Source organism: Mucilaginibacter xinganensis, assembly GCF_002257585.1.
Taxonomy (GTDB): domain Bacteria; phylum Bacteroidota; class Bacteroidia; order Sphingobacteriales; family Sphingobacteriaceae; genus Mucilaginibacter; species Mucilaginibacter xinganensis.
On sequence record NZ_CP022743.1, the window covers coordinates 2,994,179 to 3,013,640 of the forward strand.

The 19,462-nt window shown below is 41.3% G+C and carries 15 protein-coding genes; 10 read left to right on the plus strand and 5 right to left on the minus strand.

What is annotated here, in order from left to right; translation table 11 throughout:
- Nucleotides 1-8 precede the first annotated feature (8 nt).
- Both MuYL_RS13210 and MuYL_RS13215 read left to right on the plus strand, forming a co-directional pair.
- Nucleotides 9-470, plus strand: a complete 462-nt coding sequence (locus MuYL_RS13210) for a DUF4268 domain-containing protein (RefSeq protein ID WP_094571027.1) — start codon at nt 9-11, stop codon at nt 468-470.
- 18 nt (nt 471-488) lie between these two features.
- Nucleotides 489-1,691 (plus strand): DUF763 domain-containing protein, encoded by a 1,203-nt coding sequence (locus MuYL_RS13215; protein WP_094571028.1) that lies wholly within the window; start codon nt 489-491, stop codon nt 1,689-1,691.
- A 332-nt stretch (nt 1,692-2,023) separates the two neighbouring features.
- Here the strand turns inward: MuYL_RS13215 and tmk are convergent, their stop codons facing one another.
- From tmk to MuYL_RS13230, 3 genes are all read right to left on the minus strand, one after another.
- On the minus strand, nt 2,024-2,665 hold the full coding sequence (tmk, locus tag MuYL_RS13220) for a dTMP kinase (RefSeq protein WP_094572935.1): 642 nt from the start codon (nt 2,663-2,665) through the stop codon (nt 2,024-2,026).
- A gap of 66 nt (nt 2,666-2,731) precedes the next feature.
- Complete coding sequence (locus MuYL_RS13225) at nt 2,732-3,262, minus strand: DUF4142 domain-containing protein (RefSeq protein WP_094571029.1); 531 nt, start codon at nt 3,260-3,262, stop codon at nt 2,732-2,734.
- A 207-nt stretch (nt 3,263-3,469) separates the two neighbouring features.
- Complete coding sequence (locus MuYL_RS13230; protein ID WP_094571030.1) at nt 3,470-6,052, minus strand: phosphoenolpyruvate carboxylase; 2,583 nt, start codon at nt 6,050-6,052, stop codon at nt 3,470-3,472.
- 331 nt (nt 6,053-6,383) lie between these two features.
- Here MuYL_RS13230 and MuYL_RS13235 point away from each other — a divergent pair, with 331 nt between their 5' ends.
- The 6 genes from MuYL_RS13235 to MuYL_RS13260 all read left to right on the plus strand — a co-directional run bounded on the left by MuYL_RS13235 (nt 6,384) and on the right by MuYL_RS13260 (nt 12,245).
- The gene (locus MuYL_RS13235; protein WP_094571031.1) at nt 6,384-8,528 is read left to right on the plus strand and encodes an FUSC family membrane protein; all 2,145 of its coding nucleotides are present in this window, start codon (nt 6,384-6,386) and stop codon (nt 8,526-8,528) included.
- Between the two features lie 131 nt (nt 8,529-8,659).
- On the plus strand, nt 8,660-9,022 hold the full coding sequence (locus MuYL_RS13240) for a hypothetical protein (RefSeq protein WP_094571032.1): 363 nt from the start codon (nt 8,660-8,662) through the stop codon (nt 9,020-9,022).
- Between the two features lie 76 nt (nt 9,023-9,098).
- On the plus strand, nt 9,099-10,217 hold the full coding sequence (locus MuYL_RS13245; RefSeq protein ID WP_094571033.1) for an aminotransferase class I/II-fold pyridoxal phosphate-dependent enzyme: 1,119 nt from the start codon (nt 9,099-9,101) through the stop codon (nt 10,215-10,217).
- Nucleotides 10,210-10,824 (plus strand): dethiobiotin synthase, encoded by a 615-nt coding sequence (gene bioD / locus MuYL_RS13250; protein WP_094571034.1) that lies wholly within the window; start codon nt 10,210-10,212, stop codon nt 10,822-10,824. The genes MuYL_RS13245 and bioD overlap by 8 nt, the downstream gene beginning before the upstream one ends.
- 99 nt (nt 10,825-10,923) lie before the next feature.
- Nucleotides 10,924-11,811, plus strand: a complete 888-nt coding sequence (locus MuYL_RS13255) for a 3-hydroxyacyl-CoA dehydrogenase family protein (RefSeq protein WP_094571035.1) — start codon at nt 10,924-10,926, stop codon at nt 11,809-11,811.
- A 140-nt stretch (nt 11,812-11,951) separates the two neighbouring features.
- Nucleotides 11,952-12,245, plus strand: a complete 294-nt coding sequence (locus MuYL_RS13260) for a hypothetical protein (protein ID WP_094571036.1) — start codon at nt 11,952-11,954, stop codon at nt 12,243-12,245.
- A gap of 68 nt (nt 12,246-12,313) precedes the next feature.
- On the opposite strand, the gene argS is transcribed toward MuYL_RS13260, so the two are convergent.
- A complete protein-coding gene (gene argS, locus MuYL_RS13265; RefSeq protein WP_094571037.1) occupies nt 12,314-14,077 on the minus strand; it encodes an arginine--tRNA ligase in 1,764 nt (587 codons plus the stop codon).
- Between the two features lie 166 nt (nt 14,078-14,243).
- Here argS and MuYL_RS13270 point away from each other — a divergent pair, with 166 nt between their 5' ends.
- Both MuYL_RS13270 and ctlX read left to right on the plus strand, forming a co-directional pair.
- Complete coding sequence (locus tag MuYL_RS13270; protein WP_094571038.1) at nt 14,244-15,689, plus strand: arginine deiminase family protein; 1,446 nt, start codon at nt 14,244-14,246, stop codon at nt 15,687-15,689.
- A gap of 90 nt (nt 15,690-15,779) precedes the next feature.
- A complete protein-coding gene (gene ctlX / locus MuYL_RS13275) occupies nt 15,780-16,709 on the plus strand; it encodes a citrulline utilization hydrolase CtlX (protein WP_245845525.1) in 930 nt (309 codons plus the stop codon).
- Nucleotides 16,710-16,769: 60 nt separating this feature from the next.
- Here the strand turns inward: ctlX and MuYL_RS13280 are convergent, their stop codons facing one another.
- The gene (locus MuYL_RS13280; RefSeq protein ID WP_094571039.1) at nt 16,770-19,301 is read right to left on the minus strand and encodes an alpha-L-rhamnosidase-related protein; all 2,532 of its coding nucleotides are present in this window, start codon (nt 19,299-19,301) and stop codon (nt 16,770-16,772) included.
- Nucleotides 19,302-19,462 lie beyond the last annotated feature (161 nt).

Below are 19,462 nucleotides of genomic sequence, written 5' to 3' on the forward strand. Positions count from 1 at the left end.
CTATTGGCTTGTATAGTAAAGACGAAGTATCACAGCTGAAGCAGCAATTTTGGACAGCCTTTGGTCAATACATTGCACCACAGCTTTCTGCCGAAGGATTGAGGGTGAACTGGATAAATTACAAGACCGGGTTAAAGCATGTATATTTTAAAATGCAGGCTGATAAACGTTCTGCCGTTATTGCCATTGAACTTACTCACCCCGACCCTGGCATACAGGAGTTGTTTTTTGAGCAGTTTAAAGAATTTAAAAATATAATGCATGCTGCACTTGAAGAACCCTGGACTTGGGAACTGCATGCACAGGATGAATATGGTAAAACCATTAGCAGGATTTATAAACAAATAGACGGCGTGAGCATCTTCAATAAAAGCGACTGGCCTTCACTGATCTCTTTTTTTAAACCCCGCATCATTGCGCTTGATGAATTCTGGAACGATGTAAAATACGGATTTGATGCTTTGAAGTAATTTGCTAATTTTGTTAGCATGAAGCGTTCAGGAAGTGCGGATCTGCCTTTACATTATGGTCATGTACCTGTTTGGCTTTCCGAAAGGATGGCAAAACTCGGCCTTGCTGTAATTGAAAATATTGTACTTGATTACGGAAAAGATGAAGTGCTGCGCCGTTTAAGTGATCCGTTTTGGTTTCAAAGCCTCGGTACGGTAATGGGTATGGATTGGCATTCGTCCGGCATTACAACGTCGGTGTTAGGGGCACTAAAACGCTCAGTAAACCCGCACAGTAAAGAGCTGGGCATTTACATCTGCGGCGGTAAAGGCAATAATTCCCGCAAAACCCCTGATGAACTGATGAGGATCAGTGAAGCAACCGGACTTGATGGCAATCACCTGGTTACGTGTAGTAAGCTAAGCGCCAAAGTTGACAATACTGCTATACAGGATGGTTTTCAGTTATATACTCATAATTTTATTTTAAGCAGCAGCGGCAAATGGGCCGTTATTCAACAGGGAATGAGTGCCGAAAGCAAAACAGCCCGGCGTTACCACTGGCACTCTGAACAACTAACTTCTTTTGTGGAAGATCCGCACACGTTTATTTACGGTCAAAACACCGGCAGTATTTTAAACCTAGCAGACAAGCAGGCTGAAAGTTCCAGGAACGGAATTATGCAGATTGCCGCGGAGCGCCCCGACACTATGATCAGGGAAATCAGCAAACTAATTATGCCTGCCCACCACGATGTACGAGCCAAAGATGTAGATTTGAAAAGACTTGGCGCAGTTTTATGGCTTGCGCACGAAAAACAACCTAATGATTTTGAGGGCTTGCTACAGTTACAGGGCCTGGGCCCGCGTACCCTGCAGTCGCTTGCGTTGGTAAGCGAAGTTATTCATGGAACACCTTCGCGGTTTAATGATCCTGCAAGATATTCATTTGCCCATGGTGGTAAAGACGGGCATCCCTTTCCTGTTCCTCTCAAAATTTATGATGAAACCATTAACATTCTTCAAACAGCAATTTCCCGGGCCAAATTGGGCATGAACGAAAAAAATGAAGCCATAAAGCGTTTAACGCAAGTGACCCAACGCGCCGAAAAAGACTTTATACCCAATGCCAATTTTGATAAAGTTATTGAACAGGAAAGAAACAACTCATGGAAATACGGTGGCCGCACTGTTTTTGGTAAAGCAAAAGCACCTGCGCAGCAGCAACTTAATTTATTTTAAGTATTATAACTATTTGTTAAACAAATGATAATAAAACCTGTTGTTGTTTAAATTGACATTAAAAATATTTGGAATTCTCGCAATTATTTATAATTTTGAGGAAAAGAATACGTTTGATAGATTAATACCTGTATAATTAATTATTAATTACCATGAATAGGAATTCACTAATCGAAATTTTAGCAAAAAACGGGGTCTTGTCTTCAGAAACCGCAAATAAAATAAACAAATTAATAGCAAAATTATTTAATCTTAGGCCTGCATATACCCCGGTACCTGTTAAAGTTAAATCACAGCATCCGGCGTTTAAAAATCGCTAACTTAAAAAAGCTTTAACTATTATCACTGGTTTCTAAAAACCGGCTTGATACTTTATTCCAGATCCCGGTGGCTATTTCACCGGGATTTTTGTTGCCGTCAACCACCAAAATCTTCTCCTCCTCTTTCAGCAATTCAAAAATCTCCAAATATTTAGTACGTACGTTCTTTAAGTTATCAAGGGTTTCATAAAGCTCAATGGAGCTTCTTCCTTTGTTAATGCGCTCAATGCTTACCTCGGGAGAAATATCGATATAAATATTGAGGTCAGGCCTAAGCAATCCTGCACTTAATGAGTTAGCCTGGATAACCCAGTTCAAATCCATATAAGGGCTTTGATATGCGTATGACGAGAGATAGTACCTGTCTGTTATAACAGTATATCCTTCTTCCAGCATCTTTAGTATCCCATTGGTTTTATTGAGTAAGTGATCTAATCTATCGGCAACAAACAAAGCCGCTATCGTTCTGTGGTCTGCCTCAATTCTGTGGTTAAATATATCCCTTATCATCTTGCCCATAGGGCTGTCAGTCGGCTCGCAGGTAGTATATACTTTCAATCCGGCGGCTTCCAATTTTTCTTTCAGTAGCTTCACCTGGGTGCTTTTGCCGCTCCCATCAATACCCTCAAATGCAATAAAAAAGTTCTTCTTCATTAAATAATTGTATGCACCAAATATACAGCCGGCACGCAATTTATCGGATTAATTTATTGAATAAAACTATTTTAAACCCACACAAATAGCATTTGCTGAATCCAGGTGCATTTTTATTGTAGATAAATTTCCCGCAGCTATTTTTTTGATTGCGCTATCTGAGTTGCCGGCTGCACTGGTAAATAATTTTACGGCCTGTTCATGGTCGGCTACCATCATTTGCAGGTACATTTTATCAAATGCTTTTCCTGATTTTTTTGAAAGATCCCTTATCATTTGCTGATGGGAGTTGCTCAGCGTATCGGTTTCGCTTATTTTCTTCTCCTTTTCAAGTTGTTTAAGTTCATCACCCAATTTGGTATGATCATCAATCATCATTTTTGCAAGGCTGATAACTTTCTGATTATTTGAATTGGTGATAACCATGCCCGATGCCTTTATCTCCATCATTCCCCCTTCAATACTGTTTTTTATAAACGTAACTCCATCGCGGTCATCTTGTGCCTGATTAAAATTCCGTCCCTTTTTATTCTCCCGGCATGCGTGTAAACAAAGCAAAACCATTATCCCGGACAACAGGCAAATTAAATTCTTCATCCTAATATTTTAAGTAGTTACAGGTTATAACAGTTTATTTCTCGTATGGTTTACAAAACTATGACAATATGCAAATTAAAATTGGCAGTTACAGGCGGAGATATTTAATAAAAACAAAAAGAATTTAAAGTGTTAAAATGAGTGCAAAATAAAAGTCCGGAAGCCGGCATTAGACCACACTTCCGGACTTCTAAAACATAGTATGGGTTATGCCAGGTTTCTGCCCGCATTAACAATACCGTACACGGTGCGGATCACCAGCTTGTTGTAAATTTTAATCAACTCCTCGTCATTACAGTCATTTAAACACTGTAGTGCATAGTGTTGTATAATTACCAGCGGTAATACAATTCGTTCGCGAATGGCAATGGAGCGGCGCTCAACGGGGTACTCCTGCATCAATACATCACTTCCGGTTAATTCAAGCAACATAGCCTTGGTAAGTTCAAATTCATCCTTAAGCATCTTCCAAAAAGGTCCAAACCTTTCATCGTTTTCAAGGTAGGCCGTAACCCTGAAATCAGATTTCGACATTGACATAGTGCAGTTATCAACCATTGTCTTGAAAAATCCGGATTTGTTGTATAATTCCTTTATTTCGTCCCAATTACCGCTATTCTTCATTTTATTCAGCGCGGTACCAACGCCGTAAAACCCTGGAATACTTTGTTTCAGCTGGCTCCATGATGTTACAAAACTTATAGCACGCAGATCTTCCAGCTTTAATGATGCGTCTGTATTTCGCTTTGTTGGCCTGCTGCTGATGTTGATATGAGATAGTAACTTTAAAGGGCTGAATGTTTCCAGGTATTCAACAAATAACGGGTGCTGGCGTAGCGCTATAAATAGCTTATAGCTTTCATCTGCCATTGTGGCGATCAGCTCTTTTTGTCTCGTACCCAATAAATCATTACTATTTGGCCGCAATGCTGATATTACACCAGCATTAATTAGTTGCTCCATATTGAAACGAGCTGTTTCAATTGAGCCATATTGCGAGCTAACAGTTTGTCCCTGTATCGTTAACTGGATGTGTTCGTTGGCAATCTCTTCGCCCATCGAAGCATAAAAACGGTGTGTTTTACCACCGCCACGTGCCGGCGGGCCTCCCCTGCCGTCAAAAAACGCCAGGGCAATGCCATATTTGCGCGCCATAGCGGTTAGCTCGACTTTAGCTTTATATATCGACCAGTTGGCCATTAAATAACCGCCATCCTTTGTGCTGTCTGAAAAGCCCAGCATAATTGACTGCAGTTTTCCGCGTTTTTTTAAATGTTCTTTATAAAACGGGTGCGTGTACAGGCTTTCCATAACTCCCGCTGCGTGGGTTAAGTCGTTAACCGTCTCAAACAACGGCATAAAATCAACACTCAGGTTATCCTTATCCCATCCGCTCCATAAAAACAGGTCAATCAGCTGCAATATATCCGACGCTTGCTGGCAGTTGCTGATTATAAAACGCTGGCAAGCTTTTTCGCCATTGGTATGCTGAATCTTTTTCATCAGCCTTATCGTGTTCAGGGTATCGGCAATTAGTTTTTCGGCATCATGGGGGCAAGGATAATCTGTTTGTGTAAATGTTATGTTTTTAAGTTTTTCGCTCTCCTCCATTTCTTGGTAACCTTTCACAATCCCCGTTTCAGCCGGCACGTTATCGGTAACAAATTTAAATACGTTGCGCAATACCCTGCTATCCTGCCTTATATCCAGCGTTGCAAAATAACAGCCGAACAAACTCACTTTCCTGATCAGGTCATCTACAACCTTTACAAAAAGACTATCATGGTCGGCGATTAATGTTTGTTTGATTGACTTAAGCAGTGCCAATATCTCCGGTTGAACGTTTTTAGGCTCTTGTTTGCTGTAAGCATTGTCATAAATCAGTTTCTCCAGTGTGGCCATTGATTTTTCAACGCCCCTGAAAGTTATCCTGCGTTTTAAAACCCGAAAGTCGCGATAGTAGGCCCTAAACACGCGCTGCCTTAAAAAAATCGCAACAGCCCCGGTAATTTCAGTTGTTACATTCGGGTTACCGTCCCTATCGCCTCCCGGCCAAAAACCTAATTCTAAAAGTTGGTTATTCCTGTTGATATCCAGTTCAAATTCATCGTCCAATTTTGATTGAATACCTGAAAGTGCATGATAAAATATATTCTCAAGAAACCAGGCAAGGCTTACAGCCTCATCAAAAGGTGTTGGCGAAGTTTTATTAAAGAACGGCGTTTTACCAAGCTGTTGTAACAATACGTCAATTGTATTAATATCATTGGTTTTTAGCGCTTCAATCAAGTCAGTCATAATGCCAAGGACTGAACCCGGATAAAATTGAGTGGGATGAGCAGTCAGAACCAGCCTCAACGAAAAATCATCCAGCTTTTTACCAATATTTATACGCTGTTGCTCACTCACTGACGCTGTTTGCAGCAGGCTTTGCATAGTGCCGGTCTCATCTTCCCGGCCTAATTTGGTAAACGACGAGTCTTCAATAGCATCAAACAAAACTACCTGGCGCTCAATGTACTGGATAAACCGGAACATTCGGTTTATCTGTTCGCGGTGATCAATATCCGGTACATATTTCTTAAAAAACGACTCGATAATTGCAGATGGAGATAACTGATTGTTGGCTTCCTTTTCACAGTGCGAACTAAAAAAAGGCAATAAAATACCCGTATCTTTTACCTGGTAAAAAGGCAGGGTTTGAAACAAACTGTTATATAACTCAAAACGGGTTACAACTTCGTTGTTAAAAGCTGTTTCTCTTTGACTGAGTTTTAACGTAGATGGCATATAGCTATGGTATAAAAAGTAAGTTCAATAATAATTGGCTGTGCAACAAAATGGTGCGGATAATTGATTCAAAGCAGGTAATAAATAACGAACAAGAAATCATACTATCTAAAATTTAAAATTAGTAAATAATGAGTAATTAATAATGGTTGAGTATTATTAATGCAAAATTTATCAAATTAAGCCTTTATAATTTTATTTTTTTAAATTTGCACCTCGTTTTCGGCCTTAAAAAAAACATTTACGAAATCAGTTTAAGCTAACACTTATAAAAACAGTTGACGAAAACACTCAATATAACTTTATTGCAGATAAAAAATAAGCGATCCGGATGAAAATTGATTACAGGGAGATAAAAAGTTTTTTTTACAGCCAGTATTTTTCCGACGGTTTACGAATGTCTTTTGGCATCCTGTTTCCCTCGCTTTTACTTATGCAGCTAAACTATTTTGATGTGGGCATCACCATGTCATTAGGTGCATTGTGTATTTGCACGATAGACAGCCCGGGCCCCCTGTATCACAAGCGTAACGCAATGGCGGTTGGTAATTTATTCCTGTTCGTAGTGGCGATTATAACGGGGTTTGCAAGGTTGAATGTTTTTACGCTGGGCCTCGAAATTACACTGCTTTCCTTCCTGTTTTCCATGTTTATTGTGTACGGTAACCGTGCAGCTTCAATTGGTACGTGTGCGTTGCTGATCATGATATTTATGATGGATAAGGAGGCAAAACCTAATGAAGTTTTGTCGCTTAGCCTTATCATATTGGCCGGGGGGATATGGTATTTACTGTTCAGTCTTTTATTTTTTGGGATCAGGCCCTACCGTGCAGCGCAGCAAACATTGGGCGAAAGCATTGCGGACATCGCAAAGTTTTTACGGATTAAAGCTGATTTCTATTTATCGGATACAGATATCGACGAAAACTACAGAAAGCTGGTATCGCAACAAATAAAAGTTAGCCTGCACCAGGACGCCGTGCGCGAGTTGCTGTTTAAAAGCCGTATTATGGTGAAGGAATCAACCAACCCAAGCCGCGTAATGGTTTTAACTTTTGTTGATTTGGTTGATATGTACGAGCAAATAATGGCCACCCATTATGACTATGGGCATATCCGCGAAAAATTCAAATCAACCGGGGCGCTTAGGCAAATAGCTGATATTTTACAGGAGATGGCCGATGAGCTTGAGAATATTGCTTACATGGTACTTTCCAACACGCGCAATAAACATAAACCGGATTTTAATACAGGCCTTGAGAAACTAAAAATTAGGATTGATGAAATAGGCGCGAACGATCAGGGTGTTAGCAATATCGCATTGAAGAAAATACTGATAAACCTGCGCGATTTAAACGAAAGGATAAAAAGTATTTATGGCTATTACAATTCAAAATCCTACGAAGCGCTGATTGAAAAAAACGACAGCGACGAATATTCAAAGTTTGTAACCCACCAGGATTACGCCCCTCACGTATTTTTTGATAATTTTTCATTTAGGTCAACAGCATTTAAACATGCATTAAGAGTTTCGTTGGTTTGCTTAATAGGCTTTATTACAGCAAAGTATATTTCTTTGGGGCATCATAGCTACTGGGTACTGTTAACTATTATTGTTATTTTGAAACCGGGGTTCAGCCTCTCAAAACAACGTAACTACCAGCGACTAATTGGTACCATAGCCGGCGGTATAGCAGGTATCGCTATCCTGTTATTTGTACCCGACAAAGATGCCCAATTTATCTTACTTGTTGTTTTGATGATAGGCACCTACAGCTTTCTGAGATTAAACTATGTGGTAAGTGTTATTTTTATGACACCGTATGTACTTATCCTCTTTAAATTTTTAGGAGTTGGGTTGGTTGTTAAGGAAAGGATTATTGATACCATAATTGGATCAACCATTGCGTTTATAGCCAGTTACGTTATTTTCCCAAGCTGGGAGTTTGAACAAATCCAGCAGAACCTGCGCGAAGTTATAAACGCCAACGTGAATTACCTTGCAAAAATTGCAGAAAGTATTTTGGGGCGTGAGGTTAGCACCATTGAATATAAGCTTGCCCGCAAGGATGTGTATGTAAAATCTGCGAACTTATCGGCCGCATTTGAGCGAATGACATCCGAGCCTAAGAGCAAGCAGCGCAAAATTAAAGATGTGCACAAATTTGTGGTGCTCAACCATATTTTATCATCATACATTGCAACCGTTGCATCAGCGGTAATATCAAAAAGCCATTACAAGGCACCGGCAGAAAATTTAAAATTAATTAAAAAGAGTATAGCCGTCCTTAATGATTCAAACAAAAAGCTTGACGGCCAGATTGTTGAATTAAATTCACCCAGGCAGGTAACAATGAATCCTGAAACCGAACCCCGTGCAGCTACGGCTGATGACTTATTATTAAAAGAACAATTAGGCTTTATTAATAAAATAAGTATTGATATTGCAAGGGTAACGGATAGCATTGTGAATTAATTCAATGCAGTTTACTATCCGGCCGACTGTCAATATTTGAAACTTACCGGCCACGCAACAATTAAGTTACATCTCAGCAATTAAACCTTGTTACAGTTATCTTTATCTATAGATTAAAAAACTGAAAAACGATGAGAAAATTTTTGTTAATGTGCTGCTTCCTTGTTGGAATTACAGCAATGGCCCACGCACAAGGAGGCCGCCAGCGAATGAGTCCTGACGAACAGGCTAAGCAATTGCAAACGCAACTAAAGCTAACTGATGATCAGACCACTAAAATAACGGCAATCTTTAAAACACAGGCCACTAAAATGGATAGCGTTAGAACTGCGGCTAATGGTGACAGAGATGCGATGAGAGCGGCAATGGGCCCGATCAGGACTGCTGCAAGCGACCAGATCAAAGCGCTTTTGACACCGGAACAAGCTACCGCTTACCAAAAAATGATGGAAGAGATGCGCGCCAGAATGCAAGGCGGTGGCAGGGGGAACTAGTCCCGCAATTTCAATTTTTAACTAAAAGCCCCCGGTTAACCGGAGGCTTTTACTATTTTCGCGAAAAATTTTAACATTGGTAAAATCAAAAGAGTTCATCAGGGAAAAGTTAGCGGAAAGAGCCGGAGCCGGTACATACCGGTCATTAAAACCGGATAACACGCTGGTTGATTTCTGTTCAAATGATTATTTGGGTTTTGCAGGCTCCCACGAACTAAAAAGCAAAATTGAGATTGAATTAAGTAAACGTCTTTTTATCAAAAACGGCGCTACCGGCTCCAGGCTGTTAGCGGGCAACTCAGATTATACCGAAGAAACCGAGCGGTTTATATCAGCCTTGCACAACAGCGAAGCCGGCTTACTATTTAATTCCGGCTACGATGCTAACCTCGGTTTATTTTCATCCCTCCCCCAGCGCGGGGATACAATAATTTTAGACGAGCTGGCGCACGCGTCAATAATTGACGGGGCCCGGCTTAGTTTTGCAAACCGCTACACGTTTAAGCATAACGACCTCGATAGCCTTGAAGAGAAGCTACGGCTTGCAAAAGGCATTTGTTACGTAGCAATTGAAAGTGTTTATTCAATGGATGGCGACACTGCACCCATTGCGGCGATAGCGAAACTCGCAGAAAGGTTTGGCGCTGCATTAATAGTTGATGAAGCACATGCTGTCGGATTGCATGGTTTGGGGCTGGTTGATGAGCAGTTACAAAAACAGGTTTTCGCACGGGTTATTACTTTTGGAAAAGCCTTGGGCTGTCATGGCGCTATTGTATTAGGAAGCAATGAGTTACGCCAATATCTTATCAACTATGCCCGATCGTTCATTTATACCACAGCTGCATCTCCGCACCAGGTGGCAGCTGTAAAAGCGGCGTATGAATTGCTGCTGAATTCAAAAAGCGAAATAGAGATGCTTGAAAACAACATCCGGCTATTTAAACAAAACGTAAATACCAATATATCGCTTATTCAAAGCGATAACGCCATACAATGCGTTATATTGAAAAGCAATATAAAGGCAAAGGCTATTGCGGCGGAGTTGCAAAACAACGGGCTGGACGTGCGCGCCATTTTAAGCCCGACTGTAGCACCGGGAAGTGAAAGAATCAGGATTTGCCTGCACTCGTTTAACAAAACGAACGATATAATTTTATTAACAAACATCATAAACAAATTTGCTGATGCCTGACAGAACCATATTTATAACAGGAATAGGAACCGGAATAGGAAAAACGATAGTTTCGGCAGCACTGGTTGAAAAACTAAAAGCCGATTACTGGAAACCCGTTCAGTCCGGAGATTTAGATAACAGCGATACACTAAAAGTGAAAAGCTTAATAACCAATTCTGTTTCTGTTTTTCATCCGGAAACCTACCGGCTAACACAGCCTTTCTCGCCGCATAAATCGGCTGCTATTGATGGAATAACCATCAATAGAAATAATTTCGTTATTCCTGAAACCCGCAATACTTTAGTTATTGAAGGTGCAGGTGGTTTAATGGTACCGCTCAGCGATAACTTTTTAATGATAGACCTGATTAGGCAATTAAACGCCGAAGTAATGTTGGTTTCACAAAATTACCTTGGAAGTATAAATCATACGCTTCTGTCGATAGATGCTTTAAGAAGCAGAAACATACCGGTAAAAGGTATCATTTTTAACGGATTAAAAGATATCTATTCAAAAGAATTTATTTTGGATTACAGCGGAGTTGAGTTGCTTGGCCATGTTCCGGAATATAACCCAATCAACAAAAAGGCAATAATTGATGCCGGAAATTATATTTCTTTTTAGGTTGTAATATTTATAAGTGTTAAAATTGCCGGAGCGATTACCCCCCGCTACTTACCAATATTTTAACCTTTAAAAGTTTACAATAGCTAACTTACAAATATGGAAAACATTACGGTAATAGGCTCCGGAACAATGGGCAATGGGATTGCGCATACTTTCGCGCAACATGGATTTAAAGTTACGCTGGTTGATATTAATCAGGATGCACTTAAACGGGCAATAACAACCATTGCCGGCAACCTTGACCGCCAGGTAAAAAAAGGGGCTATTGACGAGCAATTAAAAGCCTTGACCCTAAATAACATTACAACTTTTACTGATCTGCAAACAGCGGTTGCAAATGCCGACCTGGTAATAGAGGCAGCCACTGAAAACCAGGAGATAAAACTAAACCTGTTCAAACAGCTCAGCGATTATTGCAAAGCAGGGGCTATCCTTGCGTCAAATACTTCATCCATCTCTATAACCCAAATTGCGTCAGTTACAAAAGTGCCGGGCAATGTCATTGGAATGCATTTTATGAACCCGGTGCCGGTAATGAAGCTTGTTGAGGTAATTCGCGGGTACGCTACTACCGATGCGGTTACCAATATAATTATGGATCTCTCAAAGCAGCTGGATAAAGTTCCTGTTGAGGTTAATGATTACCCCGGGTTTGTAGCCAACCGCATCCTGATGCCGATGATTAACGAAGCTATTTATACGCTTTATGAAGGCGTTGCCGGCGTTGAGGAAATTGATACTGTTATGAAGTTAGGAATGGCTCATCCGATGGGGCCACTTCAACTGGCCGATTTTATTGGACTGGATGTTTGCCTCGCAATTTTAAATGTACTGCATAAAGGTTTTGGAAACCCCAAATATGCGCCCTGTCCCCTATTGGTAAACATGGTAACGGCCGGGCACAATGGTGTAAAAACGGGCAGCGGCTTTTATAAATATACGCCAGGAAGTAAAGACCTGGTAGTTGCTGATAAGTTTAGTTAAAGAGATTAGCATTTGGAGGACAGCGGTTAGGTAAAAGCACTCCTTTACTCACCGCCCCCAATTTCTAGTCTCTAAAAATTAAACCTTTTTTCTCCCAATTTGTCTTACCTGGTATATTTTATTCAAATAAAAACATACCAATGAAGACAATATCAAAATTAGGAATGGTAGCCGCTTTGGCAGGTTCATTGTTCCTTGCATCATGTGCAGGCAGTTATTATGTAGCGGAACAACCCGTTGAACCTGTTTACGTGCGTCCTGTGTCACCATATGCCGGTGCAGTTTGGGTTGACGGCGACTGGGGTTATAGCGGTGGCAGATACGTTTACCGCAGAGGCTATTGGGCAAGGCCAAGGGCAGGTCGTGCATACGTAAGCGGCGGATGGGTACACTCAAACCGGGGCTACGCATGGCGCAGAGGACACTGGAGGTAATAAGAAGTAACCGTTGGCAGTGGGCAGTTGCTTAAATTTCCGATTGCGTACTGCTCACTGCCAACTAACTACATCCGCTCTGGTACTTTAATTCCCAACAATTTCATGGCCTTGTTAATCACTTTTCCCGACGCCGCAGAAAGCTGCAACCTGAATTGCTTTGCCGATTCGTCTTCTGCCTGCAAAATAGACTTTTCGTGATAGAATTTATTATAGATTTTGGCCAGTTCATATACATAATTGGCGATTATAGCCGGGCTATATCCATCTGCAGCTGTTTGGATGATCCCCGGGAATTGGGTTAATGATACGATAAGATCACGCTCTTCCGGTGCTAATTCCGTTACCGTCATTCCTGTGCCGGTAATTTGTGCCCTGCTTAAAACCGACCTGATCCGCGCATGGGTATATTGAATAAACGGCCCGGTATGCCCCTGGAAATCAACCGACTCTTCCGGGTTAAATAACAGGCGTTTTTTAGGATCAACCTTTAAAAGAAAGTACTTTAGCGCACCCATCCCAATGGTATGGTATAATTCCTGTTTTTCATCTTCGCTAAAATCAGCCACCTTGCCCATCGCTTCAGTTTGTTCTTTAGCTGTGTTCTCCATTTGTTCAATCAGGTCATCAGCGTCAACAACGGTCCCTTCACGTGATTTCATTTTTCCTGAGGGGAGGTCAACCATCCCATAAGATAAATGATAAAGGCCCGCAGCGCCCTCTTTACCAAGTTTGTTAAGAATAGTGAAGAGTACTTTGAAATGGTAATCCTGCTCATTGCCTACCACATAGATCGACTTGTCCATGTGAAAGTCGTTATACTTTAATTGCGCGGTGCCCATGTCCTGGGTTATATATACCGACGTACCGTCAGAACGCAAAACAAGTTTTTCGTCAAGCCCTTCGGCGGTAAGGTCAATCCAAACCGAGCCATCGTCTTTTTTAAAGAAAACGCCCTTTTCAAGTCCTTCATCTACAATATCTTTCCCCAATAAATAGGTATCAGATTCATAATAGAATTTATCAAAAGCAACGCCCAGTTTTTTGTAGGTGTCAGCAAAACCGGTGTAAACCCAGTTATTCATGGTTTTCCAGAGGCTAATTACTTGTTCGTTACCAGCTTCCCATTGCTGCAGCATTTGCTGGGCTTCTTTTATCACCGGTGCATTCTTTTTCGCATCATCCTCGGTTTGCCCCCCGGCTTTCAGTTCCTCTATCTGCTTTTTATATTCTTTATCAAATATGACATAGTATTTTCCCACCAGGTGATCGCCTTTCATTCCGGTTGATTCCGGTGTTTCCCCTGCACCAAACTTTTGCCATGCCAGCATAGATTTACAAATATGAATCCCCCTGTCATTTACCAGGTTGGTTTTTATCACCTTGTAACCTGCTGCATCCAAAATTTCGGCCACTGAAAATCCGAGTAAATTATTGCGTACATGGCCCAGGTGCAGCGGTTTATTAGTATTTGGCGAAGAATATTCAACCATAACGCTTTTGCCGTTGGGTTTAGCTACGGCAAAGCTATCAGGCAGAATTTCATTATATAATTGGTTTATCCAGTAATGGTCTGTTATTGATAAATTGAGGAAGCCTTTAATTACGTTAAACCCTGATACCTCTTTCAAATCACTTTGCAGGAACTCTCCTATCTCTTTCCCGGTTTGCTCAGGCGATTTCTTAGAGAACCTGGTAAAAGGAAAAGTAACTACGGTAACCTGCCCCTCAAACTCTTTGCGGGTTTCCTGAAGGTTTATATCGGCAATGGTAATATCAGTATTGTATAGGTGTTTAACAGCTTTAAGGGTGGCCTCAATAATAAAATCCATGGTGCAAAAATACAAATTTTAGTCCGAAAGTTGGGAAAGTCAGTGAAGCCCGTGAGACAATGATTGGAGAATATTTGTCTTCCGGGCTTTAATTATCTTCGGGAGTCCCCGACTTTCGGACTTTCCCGACTAAACTCACTACCTTTGCCAATTCTATTAACCATTTATGACACTTAGCAACAGCGAATTTAAATTAGATGTAACATCCGAAATTGGAAACCTGCGCGCATTACTTATCCATAGCCCTGATAATGGCCTTGGTAAAGTAGTACCCTCAAAAGCACAAGACTGGCTTTTTGAAGATATTGTACACCTGGACACCATGCGTAAAAATGAATACGACTATTACGTAAAGCTCCTGATGTATTTTTTAGATCCGGACAAAATTAAAGGACAGTTGGCAAAGATTGATGCCGAAGAAAATAACCGGTCGTTTTATAAGCCCGACGATAAAAAGTTTCATGCATCGAACAAGGTTATCGAGATCCAGACCTTGCTCGAAGATATTTTGCAGGATACGGATATCCGCAAAAACCTGGTTGCTGCAGTTTGTGCTATTGAGGGTTGCAATTACCGCCTGCAAACAGAGCTGACAGATACAGCAGCGGCAGAACTTGCCAAAATCATCATCTCCGGTTCGTTAAATAAAGACGAGATGATCTTTGCCCCTATCCCTAACCTTATCTTTTCAAGGGATATCGGCATCGCCATAAATAACTTTATGCTTTTAAATAAACCGGCAAAAAAAGCAAGGGCGCGCGAAACATTGATAATGCGGTATATTTTTTTCAATCACACACTATTCGCTTCCTATCGCAATAATATATTGGAGATCCCCGAAACTGTGCAGCATTTTTTACGCCCTGGCGAAGATAACGACCAAAAAACAACTTTAGAGGGCGGGGACGTGATGATGGTAAGCCCGCAGCATTTAATAATTGGCTGCAGTGAGCGCACATCCGTAAGCGGGGCCAACGAAGCAATTAAACTACTGTTTAAAAACGATGTGGTGAAAAAAGTAACTATTGTTAAAATCCCGCACAAGCGCGACTATATGCATATTGATACCATTTTTACCCAGGTAAAACGTAACATGTGGGTATTGCTGCGGTCGCTGGCAATTACTGAAAGCCCCGAAGAGCAGGATGAGCCGATTGCATGGTTCACCGATAAAAAGGGAAAAGACAAGGTAGAAATAGTGCAGTTTAGAAAAGGTAAGAAAACAAAAACTTTTAATACCATAGAAGATCTGTTGGCAGATGTTAGCGAACGGGATTTGGAAAGCAAGGAAAAAACACAGTTTGTTTATTCTGGCGGTGACATTTTCCCCTACAATTCACGCGAACAATGGACTGACTCATGCAACCTGCTCGCAATAAAAGAAGGCGTGGTGTTAGGCTATGACCGTAATGATAAAACTGTTGAAGCGTTTAAAGAAAAAGGGTTCAAAATTATAAAAGTTGCCGACCTGTTGACGAAATTTGAAAGTGGCGAACTCGACCCTGACAGCATGACTGATACATTGATCCTGATGCCATCGGCAGAACTTTCAAGGGCACGGGGCGGTTTTCATTGTATGAGTATGCCTTTAATGAGGGATAAAATTTTATAGTTAGCGGCTGATGGTTCATGGCAGCTGCAGCTACCGGAATTATCAGCCATTAAGTAAGAGCGTCCGGCTATGAACAATGAATTTTTAAAGATGAACACTAACAACCAATCCACATCTCACCTATTAATGATCAGGCCGGTTAACTTCGGCTTTAACGAAGAAACAGCTGGCAGTAATGCGTTCCAAAACAGGCACGCTCCTAAAGAGGGCGTAAACGGGAAAGCACAACAGGAGTTTGACCGGATGGTGAATACCCTTTGCAGCAACGGCGTTGATGTAACGGTAATTGATGATACACTTCAGCCATATACGCCCGATTCAATATTTCCAAATAACTGGGTATCTTTCCATGCGGACGGAAGCGTTTTTTTATATCCTATGCAGGCTGAAAACCGCAGACTGGAACGCAGGGAAGATATTATAGCTAAACTGGAAGACAACTTTTCGGTAAAGCGTGTTACAGATTTAAGCCGGTTTGAACTGGAACATAAATTTCTTGAAGGTACCGGAAGCATGGTGCTCGACAGGGTGAACAAAATCGCTTATGCTTGCCTTTCTCCCCGCACAGACCCTGAAGTATTAGCGCTGTTTTGCGAGCAGGCCGGTTATAAACCTATTAGTTTTGATGCCGTTGATGAAAAAGGTAAAGCGATTTACCATACCAATGTGCTGATGTGCATAGGCAGCGGGTTTGCTGTAATTTGTATGGACAGCATTCCAAACCCGCATGAAAGAGTTGTTGTTAAAGAATCATTGCTGGCAATGCATAAAGAAATAATTGATATTTCTTTTGAACAGATGAACCAGTTTGCAGGCAACATGTTGGAAGTAAGGAATGCCGCCGAAGAAACTTTAATTGTGATGAGTAAAAATGCATATAATGCACTATTGGCCGGTCAAAAATCAGCTTTGGAAAAATATGGTAAGCTTGTTTACTCAGATCTTAACACCATTGAAATAAATGGCGGCGGGAGCGCAAGATGCATGATGGCAGAGGTACACCTGCCGCCCGGCTCCTGATGGATAAAAATCATTGCGGATTAACAATAATATGCATTTCGGTCAATTAGTGCTAATAATTTAATTTTCATCAGAAAGCAGGATGGTTTGAGAGACAGAAGAGCAGTCGGTATTGAACGACACATCTCCCTTTGCACTGCTTTTTAATGTTTTTATAATCTTTCCGTTTACAATCAGCTTATAGATAACATCTGGCGTTAACTGACCCGCTACATAACTAATGGTGTTACCGGATATTTTACTGATATTTTGCACCCATTCCCGTTGTCGGTTTCCCGGTTTTTTAATAATTAGGGTGAGCGGACCTTCGGTGATTGCCTGTAGGGAAGATTGTGTGTTGTTACCCTCAAAATAATTCAGCTGATTTATTTTAGCATTAAAACCAAAGTCTTTCCCTGATACAATCTTAAACTTTTCATTAGACACCGAATACCTGTTGTTATCGAGTTTTATGGTAAGGCGCTGTCCCCTGAAGTTACATTTCAAGGCTGTTCCCGCAAGTTCCGGAGTAATATGCGGATTAAGATAAAAGCGATTATATAACGGATTGATCCCATAAATAGCATGGTATAAACCCACTATGGAAAGGCTGTTGCCTGATAAAATATCGTCTCCCTGGCCATCCTGTTTTACCCTGCTGTAGCGCTGAAATGCCAACCCATCTTTGCTATATTGGTTGAGCACATTTTTCACATATTTAACCGCCAGTTCTGGTTTATATTCGGCATACGCTTTTACTGCCACCGAACCCCACGACAAGAAAAGATCGCCATTTTCATAAGATGGAAAAGGATATTGTGACGCCTTCCCTTCACCCGGCGCATAAGTTGTCATGGCTAACGGCCAAAAGAATAGTTTTTCCTGCTCCATTTGGGTCTCTATTCCATCGAGAATTAGTTTCCGCCGGTCGTTGTTATCACAAATGCCATAAGCAATTGCCATAAAATTTACCGGGGTAACCATATTACGGCCGTGCACAGTTTTGTCCTTGTCTATCCAATGCACATAACACTTTTTTTCCTCATCCCAAAAGCCACCTTCTGAAGTTGGCTTGTTAAAGCTAACCTTTAGCCTGGCTGCAAACTTTTCATACCCGTTAGCTTTTGAGTCGTTGCCCAGCTGCCGTTCAATAGCTGCCCAGTTTACCAGCGCGTGGTAAAGCTTGGCATTTACAAATGCGTTTTCATAAGAAGCCCAAATGATATCTATCCAGTCACTGCTTTTATGTTGCGATTGCAGGTCGGTCATCATTTCAACCAGACCATTGCCGTTAGTATCCCTGTCTATAATCCAATTAAGCGCCTGCTCACAGGTTGGTTGTTGTTTTTTTACCCAGGCCTTATCCCCTGTCATATCATATAACTCAGCAACATTGGTGACAAAATCAGGATTCGAATCCATTAAAATCCCCCATTGGGCCTCATAAAAACCGTCTTTATTACCTTGCCCCGGCATCATGTCCTCATCGGTGTATGCCCAGCGGGAAAATACCCGTCCATCAGGCTTAATAGCATGATCGCGGTAAAAATCAAGGCAGCTTTTATAACCCTTAAGATATTCAGGGTCATTAATACCCAGCCCAAGTTGCGCAATGTATTGTTCATGCAGGCATATGGGGCCGTAAGGGGTATGCCAGCTGTTCCCGCCAAAATGCAGTGAATCAATTACGCCAATCCTGGCGATGGTATTTAACACGGCACTTACCTGCCCGCCATTGATCCCCACAAATTTACCGCGGCCATATTTCTCGTTAAAATCAAAATAGCTTAAAGTAATCGTTTGCGACTCCTTAGCCGCAGATCGCTCGAAAGGTGCCCAAACGTTTGTGCTGTTTCGAATAAACCGTCTCCTGTTTGTACCACTATCCAGGCGGAAGGTCATGTCTTTATCTGACACGGAGATCCCGCAATACAGCCTGTCATCGCCGGTTCTGGTATATTTCATGGCCACTTTTTGGCCGGGCGCCTCAACTGTTATGTTAAGCCCGTTGCCGGTTTTACTATCCCAAAAACTTGAAGACCGGGTATGTACGCCATAAGTACATAATTTCTCATTAAATAAATAAAACCAAGCTAAACCGCCATATCCCTGGTAAGCTCCTTCCCAGGTGTTGATGCTATCAAAATTAAACACGGGGGCGTAGGTTTCTTCCACTTTGGTTACTTCAGAAAACTTTCGCTCAATCCTCCATTTAACAGCCTTTCCCGTGGTGGTAAAAATCCAGTCCTCCGTTATTGTCAGGTTAGCCCCTCCATATCGGATTCCGTTTATCTCAAACCCGTTTTTTGTTTTTATTAAAGCGGGAGCTGCTTTTAACTGTAAAGATGAATACGTTTTGCCGCCAACGTTCACCGACGTAAAAATTCCGTCGACGCTGCTTATTACTTTTCGTCCGTTTACAAGTAGTGAGGTGATACGCGCGCTACCGCCATAACTAAGCACCATAGTGATGTTATGCCCTTTAATTGTGAGCGTTTTATCCTTTTTGTTGATCAGCGAGGTACTGGCACCTGCGATGCCGTAACCTAAAAAAAGCATCGTAAAAACACAAAGTAAAATATTCGTTTTCCTGTAAAACATAAAATTTGCCATTTGCAGGTCGCTTTAGTGAGCAAAGTTAAGGTGATTATAAACTATAAAGACTTGCTATAAATTAAAGAATTAATCTGGTCGCTAACTAATAAGTTACCTATTTTTTGTCATAAGTCGCCGGTTTGTTAGCAACGTTAAATAAATTCAGGCAGTCTTTATTT